Source organism: Brevibacillus migulae, assembly GCF_004521915.1.
GTDB classification, from domain to species: Bacteria; Bacillota; Bacilli; order Brevibacillales; family Brevibacillaceae; genus Brevibacillus_F; species Brevibacillus_F migulae.
The window spans coordinates 1-18,406 of the sequence record NZ_SDKD01000021.1 but is presented as its reverse complement, the minus strand read 5'-3'; the positions used below and the strand labels follow the sequence as shown (position 1 = coordinate 18,406).

17 protein-coding genes and 1 other annotated feature are annotated in these 18,406 nt (G+C 50.1%); of the genes, 15 read left to right on the top strand and 2 right to left on the bottom strand.

Going from position 1 to position 18,406, the window contains the following annotated elements:
- Positions 1–71: 71 nt before the first annotated feature.
- The 12 genes from EIZ37_RS20300 to EIZ37_RS20245 all read left to right on the top strand — a co-directional run bounded on the left by EIZ37_RS20300 (position 72) and on the right by EIZ37_RS20245 (position 13,481).
- Positions 72–1,169, top strand: a complete 1,098-nt coding sequence (locus tag EIZ37_RS20300; protein WP_134686599.1) for a hypothetical protein — start codon at positions 72–74, stop codon at positions 1,167–1,169.
- A 103-nt stretch (positions 1,170–1,272) separates the two neighbouring features.
- Positions 1,273–1,656 carry a cupredoxin domain-containing protein gene (locus EIZ37_RS20295; RefSeq protein ID WP_235828132.1) on the top strand — a complete coding sequence of 128 codons (384 nt, stop codon included), beginning with the start codon at positions 1,273–1,275 and terminating at the stop codon, positions 1,654–1,656.
- 139 nt (positions 1,657–1,795) lie between these two features.
- A complete protein-coding gene (locus tag EIZ37_RS20290; protein WP_134686597.1) occupies positions 1,796–3,409 on the top strand; it encodes an acyl-CoA synthetase in 1,614 nt (537 codons plus the stop codon).
- An 80-nt stretch (positions 3,410–3,489) separates the two neighbouring features.
- Positions 3,490–6,177 (top strand): sigma 54-interacting transcriptional regulator, encoded by a 2,688-nt coding sequence (locus tag EIZ37_RS20285; RefSeq protein WP_235828130.1) that lies wholly within the window; start codon positions 3,490–3,492, stop codon positions 6,175–6,177.
- 157 nt (positions 6,178–6,334) lie between these two features.
- Positions 6,335–6,637, top strand: coding sequence for a PTS sugar transporter subunit IIB (locus EIZ37_RS20280; RefSeq protein WP_134686596.1), 303 nt, complete (start codon positions 6,335–6,337; stop codon positions 6,635–6,637).
- 27 nt (positions 6,638–6,664) lie between these two features.
- Entirely contained in the window at positions 6,665–7,993 is a 1,329-nt protein-coding gene (gene celB, locus EIZ37_RS20275; protein ID WP_134686595.1) for a PTS cellobiose transporter subunit IIC, read from the top strand.
- A gap of 51 nt (positions 7,994–8,044) precedes the next feature.
- Positions 8,045–8,788, top strand: coding sequence for a chitin disaccharide deacetylase (gene chbG / locus EIZ37_RS20270; RefSeq protein ID WP_134686594.1), 744 nt, complete (start codon positions 8,045–8,047; stop codon positions 8,786–8,788).
- Between the two features lie 26 nt (positions 8,789–8,814).
- On the top strand, positions 8,815–9,141 hold the full coding sequence (locus EIZ37_RS20265; RefSeq protein WP_134686593.1) for a PTS lactose/cellobiose transporter subunit IIA: 327 nt from the start codon (positions 8,815–8,817) through the stop codon (positions 9,139–9,141).
- Positions 9,138–10,466, top strand: coding sequence for a 6-phospho-beta-glucosidase (locus EIZ37_RS20260; protein ID WP_134686592.1), 1,329 nt, complete (start codon positions 9,138–9,140; stop codon positions 10,464–10,466). The genes EIZ37_RS20265 and EIZ37_RS20260 overlap by 4 nt, the downstream gene beginning before the upstream one ends.
- A gap of 101 nt (positions 10,467–10,567) precedes the next feature.
- Positions 10,568–10,822: an HPr family phosphocarrier protein gene (locus EIZ37_RS20255; protein WP_134686591.1), complete on the top strand. Its 255-nt coding sequence runs from the start codon at positions 10,568–10,570 to the stop codon at positions 10,820–10,822.
- Between the two features lie 140 nt (positions 10,823–10,962).
- Positions 10,963–11,205: a binding site (T-box leader), on the top strand.
- A gap of 91 nt (positions 11,206–11,296) precedes the next feature.
- Positions 11,297–12,544 (top strand): threonine ammonia-lyase IlvA, encoded by a 1,248-nt coding sequence (gene ilvA, locus EIZ37_RS20250; RefSeq protein ID WP_134686590.1) that lies wholly within the window; start codon positions 11,297–11,299, stop codon positions 12,542–12,544.
- A 55-nt stretch (positions 12,545–12,599) separates the two neighbouring features.
- Positions 12,600–13,481 carry a selenium metabolism-associated LysR family transcriptional regulator gene (locus tag EIZ37_RS20245; protein ID WP_134686589.1) on the top strand — a complete coding sequence of 294 codons (882 nt, stop codon included), beginning with the start codon at positions 12,600–12,602 and terminating at the stop codon, positions 13,479–13,481.
- Positions 13,482–13,533: 52 nt separating this feature from the next.
- Here the strand turns inward: EIZ37_RS20245 and EIZ37_RS20240 are convergent, their stop codons facing one another.
- Complete coding sequence (locus tag EIZ37_RS20240; RefSeq protein WP_134686588.1) at positions 13,534–14,568, bottom strand: YeiH family protein; 1,035 nt, start codon at positions 14,566–14,568, stop codon at positions 13,534–13,536.
- A gap of 190 nt (positions 14,569–14,758) precedes the next feature.
- Between EIZ37_RS20240 and EIZ37_RS20235 the strand changes: the two genes are divergently transcribed.
- The 3 genes from EIZ37_RS20235 to EIZ37_RS20225 all read left to right on the top strand — a co-directional run bounded on the left by EIZ37_RS20235 (position 14,759) and on the right by EIZ37_RS20225 (position 16,891).
- Complete coding sequence (locus EIZ37_RS20235; protein WP_134686587.1) at positions 14,759–15,385, top strand: DsbA family oxidoreductase; 627 nt, start codon at positions 14,759–14,761, stop codon at positions 15,383–15,385.
- 78 nt (positions 15,386–15,463) lie between these two features.
- The gene (locus EIZ37_RS20230; RefSeq protein WP_134686586.1) at positions 15,464–16,234 is read left to right on the top strand and encodes an ABC transporter ATP-binding protein; all 771 of its coding nucleotides are present in this window, start codon (positions 15,464–15,466) and stop codon (positions 16,232–16,234) included.
- Positions 16,235–16,261: 27 nt separating this feature from the next.
- Positions 16,262–16,891 carry a fumarylacetoacetate hydrolase family protein gene (locus tag EIZ37_RS20225; protein WP_134686585.1) on the top strand — a complete coding sequence of 210 codons (630 nt, stop codon included), beginning with the start codon at positions 16,262–16,264 and terminating at the stop codon, positions 16,889–16,891.
- 66 nt (positions 16,892–16,957) lie between these two features.
- On the opposite strand, the gene EIZ37_RS20220 is transcribed toward EIZ37_RS20225, so the two are convergent.
- Positions 16,958–18,238, bottom strand: a complete 1,281-nt coding sequence (locus EIZ37_RS20220; protein ID WP_134686584.1) for an ArsB/NhaD family transporter — start codon at positions 18,236–18,238, stop codon at positions 16,958–16,960.
- Positions 18,239–18,406 lie beyond the last annotated feature (168 nt).

Below are 18,406 nucleotides of genomic sequence, written 5' to 3'. Positions count from 1 at the left end.
AGCTTCCGTTTACTTTCTGTTTACGAACACCTCCTATACTGAAGCTAACATTGTATAGGGGGTTGATCTTCATGAAACTCGCAAAAAAGAGTACAGTATCCCATGAACAAGCTACTCAATCGATATCATTGATTTTAGGCTGGTGGAGGCGCTGGCCGGAATGGACTCGTTACGCAGCGTTCGTTTGGACGCTCGTGTATGGCTTGCTGGGGGCGTATTGGTCGTTAGGAGGTTCAGGCTTTCCGTTTGGCTTGTTAAACGACCCGAATGCGCAAAGTTGGGCTTTTAGACATGCGACTGCGGCGACTGCAGGTCCTGTCATCGCAATTCTCTGCTTTCTTGGTGCAGCAGTCCTATTCATGAACAAACGGAATGCTCGCGGCATGACTCGAAAGTTTACGCTGCTTTATGCCTGGAGTGCCGCGACGCTCCTCTGCCTCGCGATCCCGGATGCCCGCGTTCTCATAGGAGTGGCTTACGCTCCCATTTCCTTGATCGGGGCTCTTTTCGGGCATTCGTTCCATTATTTTGATTACTTCACTTGGCCGGTTGTAAACCAATATATTTGCCTGGCAGGCGGTTTGCTTTGGGCTGCGACAGCGTTGTCCTTCCAACGGCATTTCCGCAATGCTTGCTCCTATTGCGGACGTAACCGTGATGGAAGCCTCTGGATGGCTTCGAGTTCAGCGCAGCGATGGGGGAGGTGGGTGACCTATATTGCGATCCTGGCCCCTGCTTATTACGATATTACCCGCCTTGCCTGGCTGTTTGGCATACCACTAGGGATTACGGAGGAATTATTTCAAAGCCTTCAGAATTCAGGGGCGGTGTGGGCTGGAGCAGGACTTGCCTTGGTATCGATTACTGGGGCCATTCTTACACATGGCCTGATAAAGCCATGGGGGGAGACCTTCCCGCGTTGGTTTCCATATTGGGCTGGGAAGCGCGTCCCAGTTGCTTTAGCTGTCGTTCCTGCGGGACTTGTCTCCATCCTCTTAACCGTAACGGGAATTCAATTCGTAATCGAGATTTTCTTGAGCGGCGATTTTCAAAATTGGGGCGCAACAACGCCTTTGCTGCTGTTCCCAATTTGGGGGATTGCGTTAGGAGGCGCTGTGATTTTCTACTTTGGCCGGAGGCGGGAGTACTGCAGCGAACATCGTTCATAAAAAAGTCAATGTTCCGTCAATGATCGTTCACAGCTTCCTTCCAAAAATTTGAGGTTTCCACTGTAAGATGGTACTAGAACAACGAAGGAAAGAAGGGTGAATGATGAAAAAAACCATGCTTTTATCGTCAGTGATCGCAGCTGCGCTGATCTTTACCGGATGCTCCAACGAGGCGAAACCGGCAGCAGAATCGACAGCAACGCAGACAACTGCGCCTGCGACTGGAGAGAATGTCATCAACATTGAAGCAAGTAACTGGAAATTCAATCAGGACCGCTTCGAAGTAAAAGCAGGTCAACCTGTGACCGTCAATCTGAAATCGGCGGAAGGATACCATGGCATCGTGATTGACGGACTGGGTGTGGAAATCACCAAGGAGGGAAGCCAGACCTTTACTCCTGACAAACCTGGTGAATACCAAATCAAGTGCAGCATCCCATGCGGTACGGAACATGGGAATATGACTGCCACGCTTGTGGTGAAATAACAGATATTCCGATTCCGATAAAGCGCAAGTCCGTGACGGGTTTGCGTTTTTTTTTGCATAGAAAAAAATGAATTGTCCATCTAAAAGGAAAATTCCAACAAAAACAGAAATACGTTAGGGAATGAAAGGAGGAGTCTGTATGAAGCAGACGGACCAAAACTCATCCCATGGTTTTTCGTTGGACATTCCCGCACAGTATAATTTTGCGGCAGAAGTCGAAAAGTTTGCCCAGCTCCATCCCGAAAAGTTGGCGGTCGTCGTGCGCAAGGAATCCGGCGAGGAAACGAAGCTGACTTATCAAGAGTTGATTCAAAAAGCGAACAAAGTCGCAAACGCGTTCACGGTGCTTGGCATCACGAGAGGGGATAAAGTATTGGTATTGGTTCCCCGCGGAGCAATCGCCTATGAGCTTTACCTGGGGTTAATCAAGCTGGGGGCCGTGGTGCTGCCGGGATCGGAAATGCTGCGCAGCAAAGATATTGAATATCGGGTCAATCATAGTGGAGCAAAAGCAGTCGTAGGCTTTGCCGGTGTTGTTTCCGAGGTGGAGGCGATTCGCGGCGCATGTCCTTCCGTGCAGCATTATGTGATCACAGAAGGGGAAGCGGAAGGCTGGCTATCTTTGGAAGGGCTTACAAGTGCAGCGGATGATCACTTTGAAAGCGCGCCTACACGATCTGACGAGCTTGCCTTTTTATCCTATACCTCCGGGACGACAGGCGGACCAAAAGGGGTCATGCATGTCCACGGATGGCCATACGCTCATCTGGCGGTGGCTGCCACGCATTGGCTGGATGTTCGCGAGGAGGACATGGTCTGGGCGACGGCAGGACCAGGTTGGGCCAAATGGATCTGGAGTCCATTTGTTTCCACATTGGGGAAAGGGGCAACCGCCTTTGTCTACACCGGCCGTTTTTCCCCGGAAACCTATCTCCATTTGCTTGAGACCTATCCCATTACCGTCTTTTGCGCGACTCCTACCGAATATCGGTTGATGGCGAAAAGATCGGATCTGGATCGCTATCAGATCACCAAACTTCGCTCAGCGTGCTCGGCAGGGGAGCCGTTGAATCGGGAAGTCATTGAGACATTCCGCCGCACGTTCAACCTCACAGTGAGGGACGGTTACGGGCAGACCGAGAATACATTGCTTGTAGGAACGTTTGTGGGTGTCGAGCCGCGTCCAGGCTCGATGGGGAAACCATCCCCCGTCGTAAATGTTGCGATCATCGATGAGCAAGGCCAGGTACTGCCCAAGGGTCAAGTTGGGGATATCGCGATTGAGCGGAATATGGTCGCCTTGTTTAAAGGCTATTTGAATGATCCAGAGCGGACGCAGCGAGCTTTTCGCGGCGACTGGTATGTGACAGGGGATCAGGGCAGGATGGATGAAGACGGCTATATCTGGTTTGAAGGGCGTGCCGACGATATTATCATATCGGGAGGCTACACCATCGGACCGTTCGAGGTGGAGGATGCACTGGTGAAGCATCCAGCCGTTGCCGAATGCGCGGTAGTAGCGAGCCCGGATCCCGAGCGCGGCCATATTGTCAAAGCCTACGTGATACTCAAAAAAGGGACCGAAGCATCCGATGCGCTGGTCGAACAACTGCAAGAGCATGTGAAGCGGTTGACGGCTCCCTATAAGTACCCGCGTAAAATCGAGTTTGTCGACGAACTGCCAAAAACAACATCCGGAAAAATTCGCCGCGTGGAATTACGCATGCGTGAAAAAACAAAACAATACGAATAAAGTGGCGAGTGGCAGAGAACTTTCGTACCCGATTGTGCTCTGCCGCTTGTCTCTCACAAAACGTTTCATGGGGGATCGGGATGAATCGGATGAAAAGAATCGATCAAATCCACCAAGCGATACTTCATTTAGCCTCCAAACAGGGCATTACCGCTCAAGAACTGTCTGAAATGCTGGGTCTATCCCGCGCCAATGTGTCGAGCGATTTGAACCAGCTGTGGAAGGAAGGGAAAATTAGAAAATCGAATGGACGTCCCGTTCGGTTTCATTCCAATATGGAAGACAGCAAGTCAGATGCGGTCGAAACGGTATTTGACAAGTTGGAGAACGGAAACAGAAGCCTGCATACCTCCATCGAGCAAGCCAAGGCGGCCATTCTTTATCCGCCAAATGGGATGCATACGTTGATTCTGGGAGAAACCGGCGTCGGCAAATCCGCGTTTGCCGGGATGATGCATACCTATGCGGTGGAAACAAGGAAAGGGAAGCGGGACATTCCCTTCATCACCTTCAACTGCGCGGATTATGCGAATAATGCCCAGCTGCTGCTCGGACACCTGTTCGGTGTGAAAAAAGGAGCGTACACCGGCGCGGATGCAGATCGCGAGGGCTTGATCCAAAAAGCAAACGGTGGAATTCTGTTTCTTGACGAAGTGCACAGATTGCCAGCGGAAGGCCAGGAAATGTTTTTTACGTTCATGGATAAGGGGATTTATCGCAGACTGGGCGAGACGGAAGAGCGCACAGCCATGGTTCAGGTGATCTCTGCGACAACCGAAAATCCAGAATCCGCTTTACTCAAAACCTTCATGCGGCGCATCCCGATGGTGATCAAGCTGCCTTCCCTGCGTGAACGCGGGCTGAAGGAACGGTTCAATCTGATTATCCAGTTTTTTCGCGAGGAATCCTTTCGTCTCAAAAAAGAGATTCATGTATCGGCCAATGCCATGCGAGCGCTCCTGATCTATCCGTGTCCGAATAATATCGGTCAATTGCGAACCGATATTCAGCTGGCGTGTGCCAAGGCGTATGCGGACTACATCACGTACCAAAAGCAGCAGCTCGAGATATACAGCTGCGAGTTGGCTGAATACATCAAGGAAGGGATGCTGCAGGCAAAAGAATATCGGCAGCCTCTGGAAGAATTGATCGGCAATCACAAGCCGTTTTTTGTGTTTCATCCGGATCAGGAAATCATGCTGTTCGAAAAAGAACCGGCGCCCGACAGCAGCAGTCTGTACGAAAACATTGAAAAAATGGTGAAGGATCTTCGCGAGCGCGGAGTGAGCAATGAAGTGCTGGAGCTCGATCTGGAGAATTACTTTTCCCAATACATTAAAGGAATGAACCGGCAATTCCGCAAAATTGATTTGAGCAAAATCCTGCAGCCGGAAATTGTCACGCTGGTCGAACAGATGATTGCCTATGCGCAGAATAAGCTGCATAAGGAGGTAAGCCAAAAGGTTCACCATAGTCTGGCTTTGCATATCCAGACATTGTTGGAGCGGGTCAAGCGCGGCAAGCAAATCGTCAATCCGCAGCTGAATCAGGTGCGGGCAAAGTATAAGCAGGAATTCGGGATCGCGCTGGAATGCGTAAAAATGGTCGAGGATGCTTTTCAGATTGATCTGCCGATTGACGAGGCGGGCTTTTTGACGATGTTTTTCATCCTGCCGGAGCTGGAAGCAGATGAGGAAAACGAGCTGGTTACCGTCCTTGTCATGACACATGGAAAAGGGGCGGCATCGTCCATGGTGGAAGTCACCAACCGGCTGCTGGATGTCAATTACGCCCAAGCGATTGATTTGCCTTTGGAGGAAGAGCCGCAGGAAGCTTTGAAAAAAGCGAAGGAGATTGCCAGGCTGGCCAGTAGGAAGGCAGGCATGCTGATATTGGCCGATATGGGATCCTTGCTGACGTTTGGCGAGATTATTGAAAAAGAAATGAACATACCGGTAAAGGTCGTACCGCTGGTCAGCACCCTGCATGTGATTGAGGCGACCCGAAAAGCGATGCTGGGACATTCGCTGGCCGAAATCTATCGGGATGTACGCCATGTCGCATCCTTTGATATCACGGAGCCGCAGACGAAGCCGGCCAAGCATCTGGCCAACAAGGCCATCATTCTGACAGCCTGCTTGACGGGTGAGGGCAGTGCCCTGGCGATTAAAAATATGCTGCAGCATCATTTGCGCTTTGACGAACAGCTATGTGAAATCGTCCCGCTCAATATTGTCGGAAAAGAGGATATGAAGGACCGCTTGCACAGATGGAAAAAGGAAAAGAACATTCTGTGTATGATCAGCAGCTTTGCACTCGACAACGATATCCCCACCTTCAGCATTGAGGATGTCTTGAACTTAAAGGCCATTCATGAGATTCAGAAGAAAATCGATGTGGCGGAAACCTATCATCGGATGGGAGAAGTGCTCAACAGCCATCTCAAGCACGCGTCGGGTGAAGAGCTAGTCGCGGATGTGCGGCATACATTGGAGCAGCTTCAGCAGTCTTTAGCAATGCGAATACCTGAAGATGCCTTGATTGGATTATGTCTGCATATGTGCTGTATGGTGGATCGCTTACAGGCGAATGAAACGGCGGTGAATACTGTAAAAGCAGACGAATTGTCGATGAAGAATCCCCATCTGGTCAATCAAGTCAGAGCTTGCTTGTGGCCACTAGAAGAAAAGTATGACATCGTCATTACGGAAGAGGAGCTGTCTTTTTTGATGAACTTTCTGGAAAAAGGCGAAACACTGTCTTGCTAGTGTTTAAAAACCGGGCTCATGCCCATTTTTTGTCAAAACAGTATGAATGAATGCAAAACAGTAGCAAAATCCCCCTGCCCAAATGTAAGCGCATTCATGATTGTAGTGTTTTGGCACGATGCTTGCTAATAAAAAGAGAAAGGAGGGGGGTGTAAGGATGAATATTTTGCTTTGTTGCGCAGCGGGCATGTCGACAAGCCTATTGGTGACCAAGATGGAACAGGCAGCGAAGGAAAAAGGCCTCTCCGGTAAAATATGGGCCGTATCCGTCGATGAGGTCAACAAGCATTTGGCAGAAGCCGATGTCCTGCTCTTGGGTCCACAGGTGCGTTACAAGCTGGCACATTTCAAGAAGGAAGCGGAAGCGGCAGGCATTCCATGCGATATGATCAATCCGATCGATTATGGGATGGTCAATGGCGCCAAAGTGCTGGACCAGGCATTGAGCATGAAAAAATAATGTGGGCAAAGAATTGGGGGGATTACGATGCAGGCGTTCATTTCCTTTTTGGAAAACAGGTTTATGCCCATCGCAGGCAGAGTCGCTGAACAAAAGCACTTGCAAGCGGTTCGGGATGGAATCATTCTTACGATGCCATTGCTGATTATCGGTTCGTTGTTCCTTATTCTCGGATTCATTCCGGTTCCCGGCTATGACGAATTTATGGCTGGTGTTTTTGGAGAGGCGTGGCGGACGAAATTGCTGTACCCGGTGAATGCCACCTTTGATGTCATGGCGATAATAGCTTCCTTTGGGGTTGCTTACCGTTTGGCTGAAAAGTACAAGGTAGATGCATTGGCTTCCGGAGCTATTTCAGTGTCCGCATTTTTGTTGGCAACACCGTTTCAGGTGAATTTTACGCCAGAAGGGGCGACACAGGCCGTACAGGTCGGGGGAGCGATTCCGGTTACATTGATGGGAAGCCAAGGCTTGTTTGTAGCGATGCTTGTTGCCATCCTTTCCACGGAAATCTACCGGTTTGTCATTCAGAAAAAGATCGTGATCAAATTGCCTGATGGGGTGCCTCCTGCCGTTTCTCGTTCGTTTGTTGCTCTTATCCCCGGATTTTTCGTTGTCTTGGTTGTTTGGCTGATCCGCTTGATCATTGAAAACACCTCATTTGAAAGCGTTCACAATATTGTTTCGCAGCTATTGGCCGTTCCACTGGGTGCATTGGGGGGAAGTTTGTTTGGAGCCATCATCGCGGTGATCCTGGTGCACCTGCTATGGACAGCAGGGATTCATGGTGCGGCGATTGTCGGTGGGGTGATGAGTCCGATCTGGCTTTCCTTGATGGACCAAAACCGGGTAGCCTTCCAAGCTGGCCAGGAATTGCCAAACGTCATTACCTCGCAGTTTTTTGACTTGTGGATTTACGCAGGGGGCTCCGGCGCGACATTGGCAATGGTCGTCCTTATGCTGTTCCGCGCCCGCAGCGAGCAAATGAAAAGCTTGGGTCGACTCTCGATCGCACCGGGACTCTTCAATATTAACGAACCGATCACCTTTGGGATGCCGGTCGTGATGAATCCGCTCATGATGATTCCTTTCATCATAGCTCCTGTGGTGCTGGTCATCGTTTCCTATATAGCAATGTCCACCGGGCTTGTAGCGAAGCCAAGCGGAGTAGCGGTCCCCTGGACGACGCCGATTCTCATTGGCGGATATTTAGCGACGGGCGGAAAAATTTCCGGAATGGTGCTGCAAATCGTGAATTTCTTGATCGCCATGGCCATTTATTATCCATTCTTCAGCATGTGGGACAAACAAAAGCTGGCGGAGGAAAAAGCATCACAAACCACCATTTCAGCGTAGAACTTGCCTGAACACAAAAAGAATCTATAGACAAAGGGAGAAGAGATGCGGATGAAGCTGATTGTCAATGCCGATGACTTTGGTTATTCCAAGGGGGTCAATCTCGGGATCATGGAAGCCCACAAAAACGGAATCGTCACGTCTGCCACCATGATGTGCAACATGCCGGGATTGGCACATGCGGCGGAGCTGGCCAAAGCTGCGCCCGGACTTGGGGTCGGCATCCATCTTGTACTCACTTGCGGATCGCCTGTATCACCGGATGTGCCTTCGCTCGTGGACGAACGAGGTGAATTCCGGAAAAGACAGGAACAGCTAGAGCAAGCAGAGCCAGCGGATATTGAGCGGGAGTTCGTTGCACAGATCGAGCGGTTTTTGGCGACCGGGTTGCGTCCTACCCATTTGGACAGCCATCATCATGTGCATGCTCATGAGAAGGTATTTCCCATCGTGAGGAGGCTTGCGGAGCGCTATCAGCTCCCGCTCAGACGCATCTCGATGAACCCAAGCCATGAAGCGGAGTTCCAAAGCATCAAGACCACACATGCTTTTGATGGCAGCTTTTATGGCGAGCATCTCACGGTCGATACCCTCGCGCAGATCTTGCAGCAATACGAAGGCTTTGAAACGGTTGAGCTCATGTGTCACCCAGCCTTCATCGATCAATCGGTCTTGACGGGAAGCTCCTACGCGCTTCCCCGGTCGACGGAGCTGGCTGTATTGACGGATGAGCGGGCGAAAGAAATCATTCGGCAGGCGAATATTGAGCTAATTACGTACAAAGAGATCGTGTAACTTAGCGGATAGGTGGGAAGAACGAGATGGAGTATGCAGACACGGTGTTTCAAATTATTTTGTATGGAGGCAACGCCAGAAGCTCCTCGATGGAAGCGATCGGTTATGCAAAGCAAGGCGACTTCAAAGCTGCGCACAGTGCGTTGGAGCAGGCTGCCCAGGAATTTCAAAAAGCGCATGAGATCCAGACCACTCTGATTCAAAGAGAGGCTGCCGGAGAAAAAGCAGAAACGACCTTGCTGATGATCCATGCTCAGGATCACCTGATGAATGCAATCACGGTGCGGGATATGGCTGTTGAATTTGTCGAGCTTTATGAAACGATCTACCAAAAAGGAGGCGTAACGAAATGAGCGGATTGAAAATTGCTACGATTGGCGGAGGATCCAGCTACACACCGGAATTGGTGGAAGGCTTTATCAAACGGTATGAGGAGCTGCCGATCAAAGAGCTCTGGCTGGTCGATATCCCGGCAGGCGAAGAAAAATTAAAGATCGTAGGTGCTTTAGCCAAACGGATGGTAGAAAAAGCAGGCGTGCCGATCGAGATCCATCTGACGCTGGACCGCCGAGCAGCGTTAGCCAATGCAGATTTTGTCACGACGCAATTTCGTGTCGGCCAATTGGACGCGAGAGCGAAGGATGAACGCATTCCTCTGAAATACGGCGTCATCGGGCAAGAGACAAACGGTCCGGGCGGCTTGTTCAAAGGTCTGCGCACGATCCCTGTTATTCTGGAGATTTGCAAGGAGATGGAGGAGCTCTGCCCGAATGCTTGGCTGGTTAATTTTACGAATCCGGCAGGAATGGTGACGGAAGCGGTGTTGCGCTACAGCAATATCAAAAAGGTGGTAGGTCTTTGCAACGTGCCAATCGGGATGCGGATGGGCGTTGCCAAGATGCTGGAAGTCGAACCGGAACGCGTTTGGATCGATTTTGCGGGCTTGAACCATATGGTATACGGGTTGAATGTATATCTGGATGGGAAGGTCATCACAGAGGAGCTTATCGATCGCTTGACGAGCGCGGAGTCCGGTATCACGATGAAAAACATTGTGGACATGGGCTGGAACAAGGAATTCATCAAAGCGCTGAAAATCTTGCCTTGCCCGTACCACCGCTATTATTATCAGACCAGCAAGATGCTGGAGCATGAGCTCGAAGCTGCCGAAAAAGAAGGAACACGTGCCGAAGTGGTCAAGCAGGTGGAAGCTGAGCTGTTTGAAATGTATAAAGATCCCGAGTTGAATGTGAAACCACCGCAGCTGGAAAAACGCGGAGGGGCATTCTACAGCGATGCTGCTTGCAGTTTGATCACCTCGATCTATAATGATAAGCGTGACATCCAGCCTGTCAACACGATCAACAATGGGGCGATTGCCAGCATTCCGGCAGATTCCGCAATTGAAATCAACTGTGTGATCACGAAGGACGGACCCAAGCCGATTGCGATCGGCGACTTGCCGGTCCCTGTTCGCGGGCTTGTACAGCAGATCAAATCATTTGAACGTGTGGCTGCCGAGGCGGCCGTTACCGGTGACTATGGAACCGCTTTGCTGGCGATGACGATTAATCCGCTTGTCCCGTCAGATGAGGTAGCACAGAAGATCCTCGATGAGATGCTGGAGGCACATAAGGAATATTTGCCACAATTTCAACTCGCACATATCCATGGCTGACTTGCAGGAAAGAGCAAAATGTGGTACAAAGACAGTTGATCCAGATCGTATCACGATTTGTTCAACCATACTGTTACGTGGATAGTGAAAGGGGAATTAACATGGTATCTAAACAAGTAACCATCGCACACGAACATGGACTGCATGCACGGCCAGCTACGCTGTTCGTAAATACAGCCAAACAATTTGCTTCTTCCATCGAGATTGTAAAAGGCGAGAAAAAAGCAGATGGTAAAAGCATTCTGGGTGTAATGGCATTGGCTGTCAAACACAATGAAACCGTGGAGCTCGTTACAAATGGTCCAGACGAGCAAGAAGCACTGGATAAACTTGCGGAGCTGTTGGCTACTCCGTAACAAATGCAAAGAAAACCTTATGGCGGTCTCATCGTCGTAAGGTTTTTTTCTGTCTGCCGCACAAAGCTTCCACGCCTGCTTTTCATATTGACGAATCCATCATGCCTCCCTATAATTTTCAATAATAGTTTCGCACAATCGAACCGGCGAAGATGAGGAGAAGTAAAGAAGGGCCCTGATGTAAGAGAGCTGTCCCTTGTGCTGCGAGGAGAGTCTTCATCCCTTTTCGAATATCACCTCTGAGCCGCGCATCCGAACCACGAGTAAGATGCGCCGGAAGCAACCGTTATCTGCGTAAAGCCAATTTTTTTGGCGGGAAAAGTCTGTTTATTCATAAAAAACAGAAGAAGCTGAGTGGTACCGCGAGCACAATCGCCTCAGCAAGGGAGAATCTCATCCAATGGGAAGGGATACCTCTTGCAGGGGCGTTTTTTGCATACAAGAGAAAGAGAAGAGTGGGAGGCCGAGTGGACAATGAGCATGGTCAGTATGGAGGACATCACGGTAGCTAGTCATGCCTTAAAAGAGGTGGTCATCAAGACTCCCTTGCAGTACAACGCGATCCTGTCAGAACGGTATCGCTGCAATGTTTATCTGAAGCGGGAGGATCTGCAGGTTGTCCGTTCCTTTAAATTGCGTGGGGCGTACTACATGATGCAGACGTTGACGGAACAGGAGCGCCAAAAGGGAGTGATTTGCGCGAGTGCAGGGAATCATGCCCAAGGGGTAGCGTTTGCATGCAGCCATCTTCAGGTTCAAGGAAAAATCTTTATGCCCAGCACGACACCGCGACAGAAAGTGACGCAAGTGCAATTGTTTGGCGGCGAATGGGTGGAAATCGTGTTGACCGGGGATACCTTTGATGACGCCTATCAGGAAGCTGTACATTATGGCGCGGAGCATGGAATGACCTTTGTCCATCCATTTGACGATCCTCGCGTCATCGCGGGGCAAGGGACGGTGGCTGCGGAGATTTTGCAGGAAATGAGCCAGCCGGTGGATTATTTGTTTGCCGCAATCGGCGGGGGGGGATTGGCTTCCGGCGTGAGTACTTACGTCAAAGCGCTCAGCCCAGAGACAAAAATGATCGGTGTGGAGCCTAGCGGTGCGCCATCGATGCGTGAGGCCATCGCGCACAACGATGTCGTCAGCTTGCCGCACATCGATAAATTCGTCGATGGGGCGGCCGTGAAGCAAGTGGGCCAGCTGCCGCTGATGATTTGCCAAAAGCTGCTCGACGATATTGTCCTTGTGCCGGAAGGAAAAGTGTGCACGACGATCCTGGAGATGTATAACGCGAATGCGATTGTCGTGGAGCCAGCCGGGGCATTGTCCATTGCCGCTCTCGATCTGTACCGGGAGGAAATTGTCGGGAAGAATGTCGTGTGCATCGTCAGCGGAGGCAACAATGATATCGATCGGATGCAGGAAATCAAGGAACGCTCTTTGATCTATGAAGGACTGAAGCATTACTTCATCATTAATTTCCCGCAGCGCGCTGGTGCATTGCGTGAATTTATCGATCGGGTGTTAGGGAAAGACGATGACATCACTCGCTTTGAATATACGAAAAAGAATAATAAAGACAACGGTCCTGCACTGGTAGGAATTGAGTTAAAATATAAGGAAGATTATCAAGGGTTGATCGATCGGTTAAATAAGCATGGCATCGCGTATACGGAAATCAACAAAGACGAGAATCTATTCAATCTATTGATCTAACTTCGCACGCGGTGCCGTACTACAGCGATCGGCTGACAAGAAAGGGGGAAAGAGAGTGGCGCTTGATACACTTCGAGCGTTTGTGACGGTGGTGGAGCATAAAAATTTTTCCCGTGCCGCTGAGCTGCTGCATCTGTCTCAGCCTGGCGTCAGCTTGCAGATTCAGAGCTTGGAAAACGAGCTGGGGGCAACGCTGCTTCATCGAACATCCAAATCGGTGACACCGACGAAAGCAGGAGAACTGCTCTATGAGCGGGCAAAAGAGATCCTTTCTCTGTATGAAGAAGCGCTGCAGGAAATTCATCTGCTGCAAAATACGGTATCGGGAAGTCTGCAGATCGGGGCGAGCTACACGATCGGGGAATATATTTTGCCGAAGATGTTGGCGCGGTTCACCCGCCGTTATCCTGAGGTGGAGATCGCAGTCAAAATAGCCAACACGGATGAGATCGTACGTGGGGTACGTTCCGGAGAACTTGAAATAGGGTTAGTGGAGGGGGCAGTCTCCTTTAAAGATCTCAAGATTGAAGCGTTTATGCGGGACGAGATGGTGCTGGTAGCTTCCCCAGTCCATCCCCTTGGAGAGCTGACGGTATCTGCTGAACAATTGCAGGATCAAGCGTGGATCTTGCGGGAAAGCGGATCAGGAACCCGTAAATTCAGCGATCAGTTTATTGAGGAACATGGACTGCGGATGAAGCGTCATTATGTATTCAGCAGCAGTCAGGGCGTCAAGGAGGCGGTTTCCAACGGCCTGGGGATTGCCTTGCTTTCTTCCTGGGTCGTGCGAAAGGAGCTGCAGACCGGTGACCTTCGGGAAATCCGGTTGAAAAATAAGCGGTTTTACCGACATTTTTCACTTGTACTGCCGCAGTCGGCTGCGCCAAAGAAGGCGACGTCCGTCTTTTGGCAGCTGGCAAAAAAAGAACGGGAATGAATAACAGCCAGAGCACTCTTTCTGCTGAAGAGATGCTCTGGCTGCGCTTGTGTCAGGCAAGCAGGATAGTTTCCAGAAAGCCGAGGATCATGAGGACTGTCGTTCCCAGGCTTACGACGAGGATCGGCTTACTCCCATAGTCGCGCAGCTGGGACAGTTTTACGACAAGGCCCATACCAGCCATCGCCATCGTCAAGAGAAACGTAGCGATAAACAAAAGCACATGGATCACAGACGTTGGCAGCATCGCGAGGGAGCGTACCCCGCCCATCAGCAGAAAACCGATGATAAACCATGGAAAGATCCCTCCGTCTTTTTGTGAACTCGGTGACTGGGTTGAATGTTTGGAACGGCGCAACCATAGCTGGATCCCCAGAGCGACGAAAACGAGTAGCGCCACTCGACACAGCTTGGCGAGCAAAGCGGCATCGATTGCCGCTTCTCCCCCCGGAGAGGAAGCTGCCATGACATGAGCGATTTCATGGAGTGTCAGCCCGGCAAACAAGCCAATAGTAGAAGCTGATACGTCCAAGAATGGAAAAAGCAGGGACAATGCGATGGTACAGAGTGTTCCTGCCAATGCGATCGTGACGACCGAAAGCGATATGGCATCCTGTTTTGCTGAGGTCTGGCTGCCTATCGCTGCGATGGCGGAAGCGCCGCAGATCGAAGTGCCTGATGCCAGCAGAAGAGAAAGCGAATGATCAAGCTGCATTCTTCGTCCGAGTGTGTAGACAACCCATAAAGTAAGCAAGATATTGATTGCGGAAATCACAAGCAACGAAAGCCCGGATAGCATGATCAGATGAAAATCGAGTCGCAGTCCCAAGAGAATAATCCCGGCGCGGAGTAACTGTTTGGCGGAAAAGGACACACCCGGTGAAGCGGATGGAGGGATCGACAGCAGGTGATTGGCGGCCATTCCCAGGACAATCGCAATGATAAGTGGCCCGATTGTATCTAATCCGGGAAGCTGAGCCAATACCATCGCAATGAGAGCGAGGAGAAACGTGAGCGAGACTCCTTTGAGCCAGCCGTTCATTTTCAAGTAGCATCGTGTGATTTTCAGAGAGCGTTTTGCTAGCATACCGTAGCCTCATTTCTAATTTGGTTCTCTGTCAAAAACATTACGCTTCTCCGTTCACAAAGGGAAATAATGATCGACTATCAAACGCATAAGGAATCATTATACTTTGGCAAAGTGTAATCCCTGGCCATAAAACTGGTATAATAAGCAAGCAAATACTTGCAACGTACGCTGAAGGGAGCTTTCCAACATGATCATCGAAGTATTTCAAGATACGGTCTGCCCATGGTGCAGAATCGGAAAAAAGAATTTGATGGATGCCGTGCAAGCATGGACAGGTGAACCGATTTTGATTCACTACCGCACATATTTTCTGGACCCGAATGTCCCGAAGGAAGGATTGCCTTTCCGTGAAACCATGGCAGCGATAAGAGGGGACGCAAGCTTGGTCGAGCCCATGCTGAATCAAGTGACAGAAGCGGGGAAAAGCGTAGGCGTGACGTTCCGTTTTGACCGTGTGGAAATGCGTCCAAATACATACGCATCCCATGTCTTGCTGAAGATGGCGCCAAAGGACCGCGAAGAGGAAATGGTGGAAGCTGTCTATCGGGCTTATTTTGAAGAAGGTCTCGATATCGGGGATGTAGCGGTGCTTGCCTCGATCGCACAGGATTTTGGCATTACAGCTGCCCAGCTGCAGCAGGCACTTGACCAGGATACATATAAGCAGGAAATTGAAGAAGACCTGACTTTTGCGAGAGATCTGCAAATCAAAGGCGTACCTTTTTTTGTCATTGACCAAAAACTTGCGCTCTCTGGCGCTCACCCTGTTGAAAATTTCCTCCGTGCGTTTCAGCAAGCCGCTGAGGAGGAATAAGCGTAGCCTTGACAACAGAATGTTCAGATAATAAGCTATTATCAACTTTTGCCAGCAAATGAGAGGAAGGCAGAACTGATGATCGAACTGAAATCTGTGTCATGGCACCGGGCGGGTAGGCCGATACTGAATCAAGTCGATTGGCGCATTCAGCCCGGAGAGCATTGGTGCTTGTTTGGATTGAATGGGTCCGGCAAAACAACTTTGCTCAACCTGTTGAACGGGTACATTTGGCCGACGAAAGGTGAAGTCACCGTATTGGGCAAACGTTTCGGAGAAGTGGATTTGCGGGACCTGCGCAAAATGATCGGACTCGTCAGCACGTCCCTGCAGCAAAAACTGTACGGGCATGAGTCGGTTGAGGAAATCGTGATCAGCGGAAAGCATGCCTCTATCGGTCTGTACGAGCAGACAACATCTGAGGATGAGGAGCGGGCCGCATGGCTACTGGAGCGGTTAAGAGCCACGACGTTGCGAGGCAGATCATTTCAGACATTGTCACAAGGGGAGCAGCAGCGCGTATTGATTGCTAGAGCTTTGATGGCATCGCCAAAGCTGCTTATTTTGGATGAGCCTTGCAGCGGTTTGGATCTGTTGGCGAGGGAACAACTCCTGCAGCTGATTGGACAGCTTGCGCAGGAACCGGATGCACCGAACCTGATCTATGTCACGCACCATCTCGAAGAAGTGCTGCCGGCTTTTTCAAAGACGCTGCTCTTAAAAGACGGTGAAGTGTTTCAGGTAGGGTGGACCTCGGAGCTTCTTACCAGCTCAAGTCTGAGCGACTTTTTGGGTGTGCCTGTTGATGTTCAACAATGGAACGGGCGTTATCTGGCAACAATCCGTTGATCTTTTGTAGAGAGAAGAGGGACAACTATGCAGGACATTCGCAACGTATTTTGTGTTGGACGCAACTACCGTCTTCATGCGCAAGAATTGGGCAATGCTGTGCCGACGTCACCGTTTTTGTTCTCGAAACCAACCCATAGTCTGGTGGAAGCGAAGGGACAAGCGATCAAGCTGCCAGGAAATCGCGGGGAAGTACATCATGAAGTGGAGATCGTCGTACATATCGCCAAAGATTATCAACCGGGTTTGACAGCCGATGATCTGATCGATAAGATGGCGCTGGGTATCGATTTTACGCTGCGCGATATACAAAGTGAGCTCAAGGCGAAAGGATATCCATGGCTTTTGGCGAAAGGTTTCCCGAATTCTGCTGTCCATACCGCTTTTCGTCCTTTCCCAGGGGTTGCGGCGTTACAGCAGACCGATTTTCAGCTGCTTAAAAATGGCGAGCAGGTGCAAATCGGCAATATTCGCGATGTGATTTTTGATTTGGATACGATCATCCGCTTTTCCGTAGAGCATTTTGGATTATCGGCAGGCGATGTGCTCTATACCGGAACACCTGCGGGCGTGAGTGCGGTTGCGGATGGCGATCATTTGAGCATGGTCTGGGGAGACGAGGTCTGGGGAGAATTCACCGTATCGTTGTCTAGCTAGATGATTGATTAAAAAAAAGAGTCCCTTTTGCCACTGGCAGGGACTCTTTTGCGTTTCAGTTAGAGACTACATGAGGTAGCGCAGGTAGAGATAGACGGAAGAAATCACGATGGAGAGAATCATCAACGGAAAGGCGATAAGCATGAACTTGACGAAGGAAATATGATGTCCTTCCTTTGCCGCGAGTCCAGCCACGATGACATTGGCGCTCGCGCCGATCAAGGTACCATTTCCGCCCAGACACGCTCCCAGCGCCAGGCTCCACCAAAGCGGCTCAAGGTTGGTGATGCCCATGCTGCCCATTTCTTTGATCATCGGGATCATGGTCGCCACAAAAGGAATGTTGTCGACGAAAGCGGAGGCGATCGCACTCAGCCAGAGGATCAGCATCGCTGTCGCGGTCAAGTCACCGCCTGTCAAATCGATGGCCCACGAAGCGAGCGCGGATATCACACCCGTTTCGACCAGGCCAGCCACCAATACAAACAGCCCGATGAAGAAAAAGATCGTGGTCCATTCCACCTTGGCAAGCGCTTCTTCCAAATAATGCTCACCTGTCAGCAGGAGCAGCAGGAAGGCGCCGGCCAATGCCACTGTGGCTGATTCCATATGAAAGATCTGATGGGTGAAAAAGCCAAGTATGGTCAGGGCAAGTACGGTCAAGCATTTTTTCAGGAGTTTGTGATCGTTGATTTCATCTTTTTCATTCAAGCTCATGATGCTGGCTTTACGTTCCGGTGTGGTGATTAATTGCTTGCGATAAAGCAGAACGAGGATCGCCAGTGTGACAAACAAAATGAAAAACGAGATGGCTGCCAAATTATTGACGAAAGCCATAAAGGTCAATTCTTTTACGGCACTGCCGATCATGATGTTGGGCGGATCACCGATAAGCGTAGCCGTCCCACCGATGTTCGCAGCGAGAATTTCCGTGATCAAATAAGGCATGGGTGAAACCTGCAGCTGGCGGGTAATGCTGAACGTGACAGGTACCATTAACAAGACAGTCGTTACATTATCCAGCAATGCAGATGCAAATGCTGTAATCAAAGCAAGCGCGATCAGAATGCGGATTGGATCACCTTGTGCCTTTTTGGCAGACCAGATGGCCACATATTTGAAAACGCCGGTCTCCGCTGTGATCGATACGATCAGCATCATGCCGATGAGCAGTCCTAACGTATTGAAGTCGATATGGTGGATGGCGATTTCTTGATCAACGATCCCAAAAACCACCATCAGAATCCCGCCGATCATGGCGACGATGGTTCGGTGCAGCTTTTCTGAAATGATAAACGCGTAGATGATGAGAAAAATGGTTAAGGCATAATAAGCTTGTTGTTCCATGATTACCTCCCAAGAAACAGTATGGTGAAATATCTCTGTAGATTGACTGGAATGATGTTTGTAGCATCCCCCCTTACATATGGAAAAATGGCTGAATAAAACAAAAGGAGCCTATATGATTAGGCTCCTCAGACTGACGAGAAACCCCATATTTTACTGGGGTTTTTC

What these genes read in the sequence shown, in the direction of transcription:
- EIZ37_RS20285 (WP_235828130.1), top strand. Translation starts at nt 3,490, where the DNA reads ATGAATCGGATGAAAAGAATCGATCAAATCCACCAAGCGATACTTCAT.
- EIZ37_RS20240 (WP_134686588.1), bottom strand. Translation starts at nt 14,568, where the DNA reads ATGCTAGCAAAACGCTCTCTGAAAATCACACGATGCTACTTGAAAATG.
- EIZ37_RS20225 (WP_134686585.1), top strand. Translation starts at nt 16,262, where the DNA reads ATGCAGGACATTCGCAACGTATTTTGTGTTGGACGCAACTACCGTCTT.
- EIZ37_RS20235 (WP_134686587.1), top strand. Translation starts at nt 14,759, where the DNA reads ATGATCATCGAAGTATTTCAAGATACGGTCTGCCCATGGTGCAGAATC.
- EIZ37_RS20220 (WP_134686584.1), bottom strand. Translation starts at nt 18,238, where the DNA reads ATGGAACAACAAGCTTATTATGCCTTAACCATTTTTCTCATCATCTAC.
- celB (WP_134686595.1), top strand. Translation starts at nt 6,665, where the DNA reads ATGCAGGCGTTCATTTCCTTTTTGGAAAACAGGTTTATGCCCATCGCA.
- ilvA (WP_134686590.1), top strand. Translation starts at nt 11,297, where the DNA reads ATGAGCATGGTCAGTATGGAGGACATCACGGTAGCTAGTCATGCCTTA.
- EIZ37_RS20290 (WP_134686597.1), top strand. Translation starts at nt 1,796, where the DNA reads ATGAAGCAGACGGACCAAAACTCATCCCATGGTTTTTCGTTGGACATT.
- EIZ37_RS20230 (WP_134686586.1), top strand. Translation starts at nt 15,464, where the DNA reads ATGATCGAACTGAAATCTGTGTCATGGCACCGGGCGGGTAGGCCGATA.
- EIZ37_RS20260 (WP_134686592.1), top strand. Translation starts at nt 9,138, where the DNA reads ATGAGCGGATTGAAAATTGCTACGATTGGCGGAGGATCCAGCTACACA.
- EIZ37_RS20300 (WP_134686599.1), top strand. Translation starts at nt 72, where the DNA reads ATGAAACTCGCAAAAAAGAGTACAGTATCCCATGAACAAGCTACTCAA.
- EIZ37_RS20280 (WP_134686596.1), top strand. Translation starts at nt 6,335, where the DNA reads ATGAATATTTTGCTTTGTTGCGCAGCGGGCATGTCGACAAGCCTATTG.
- EIZ37_RS20295 (WP_235828132.1), top strand. Translation starts at nt 1,273, where the DNA reads ATGAAAAAAACCATGCTTTTATCGTCAGTGATCGCAGCTGCGCTGATC.
- chbG (WP_134686594.1), top strand. Translation starts at nt 8,045, where the DNA reads ATGAAGCTGATTGTCAATGCCGATGACTTTGGTTATTCCAAGGGGGTC.
- EIZ37_RS20255 (WP_134686591.1), top strand. Translation starts at nt 10,568, where the DNA reads ATGGTATCTAAACAAGTAACCATCGCACACGAACATGGACTGCATGCA.
- EIZ37_RS20265 (WP_134686593.1), top strand. Translation starts at nt 8,815, where the DNA reads ATGGAGTATGCAGACACGGTGTTTCAAATTATTTTGTATGGAGGCAAC.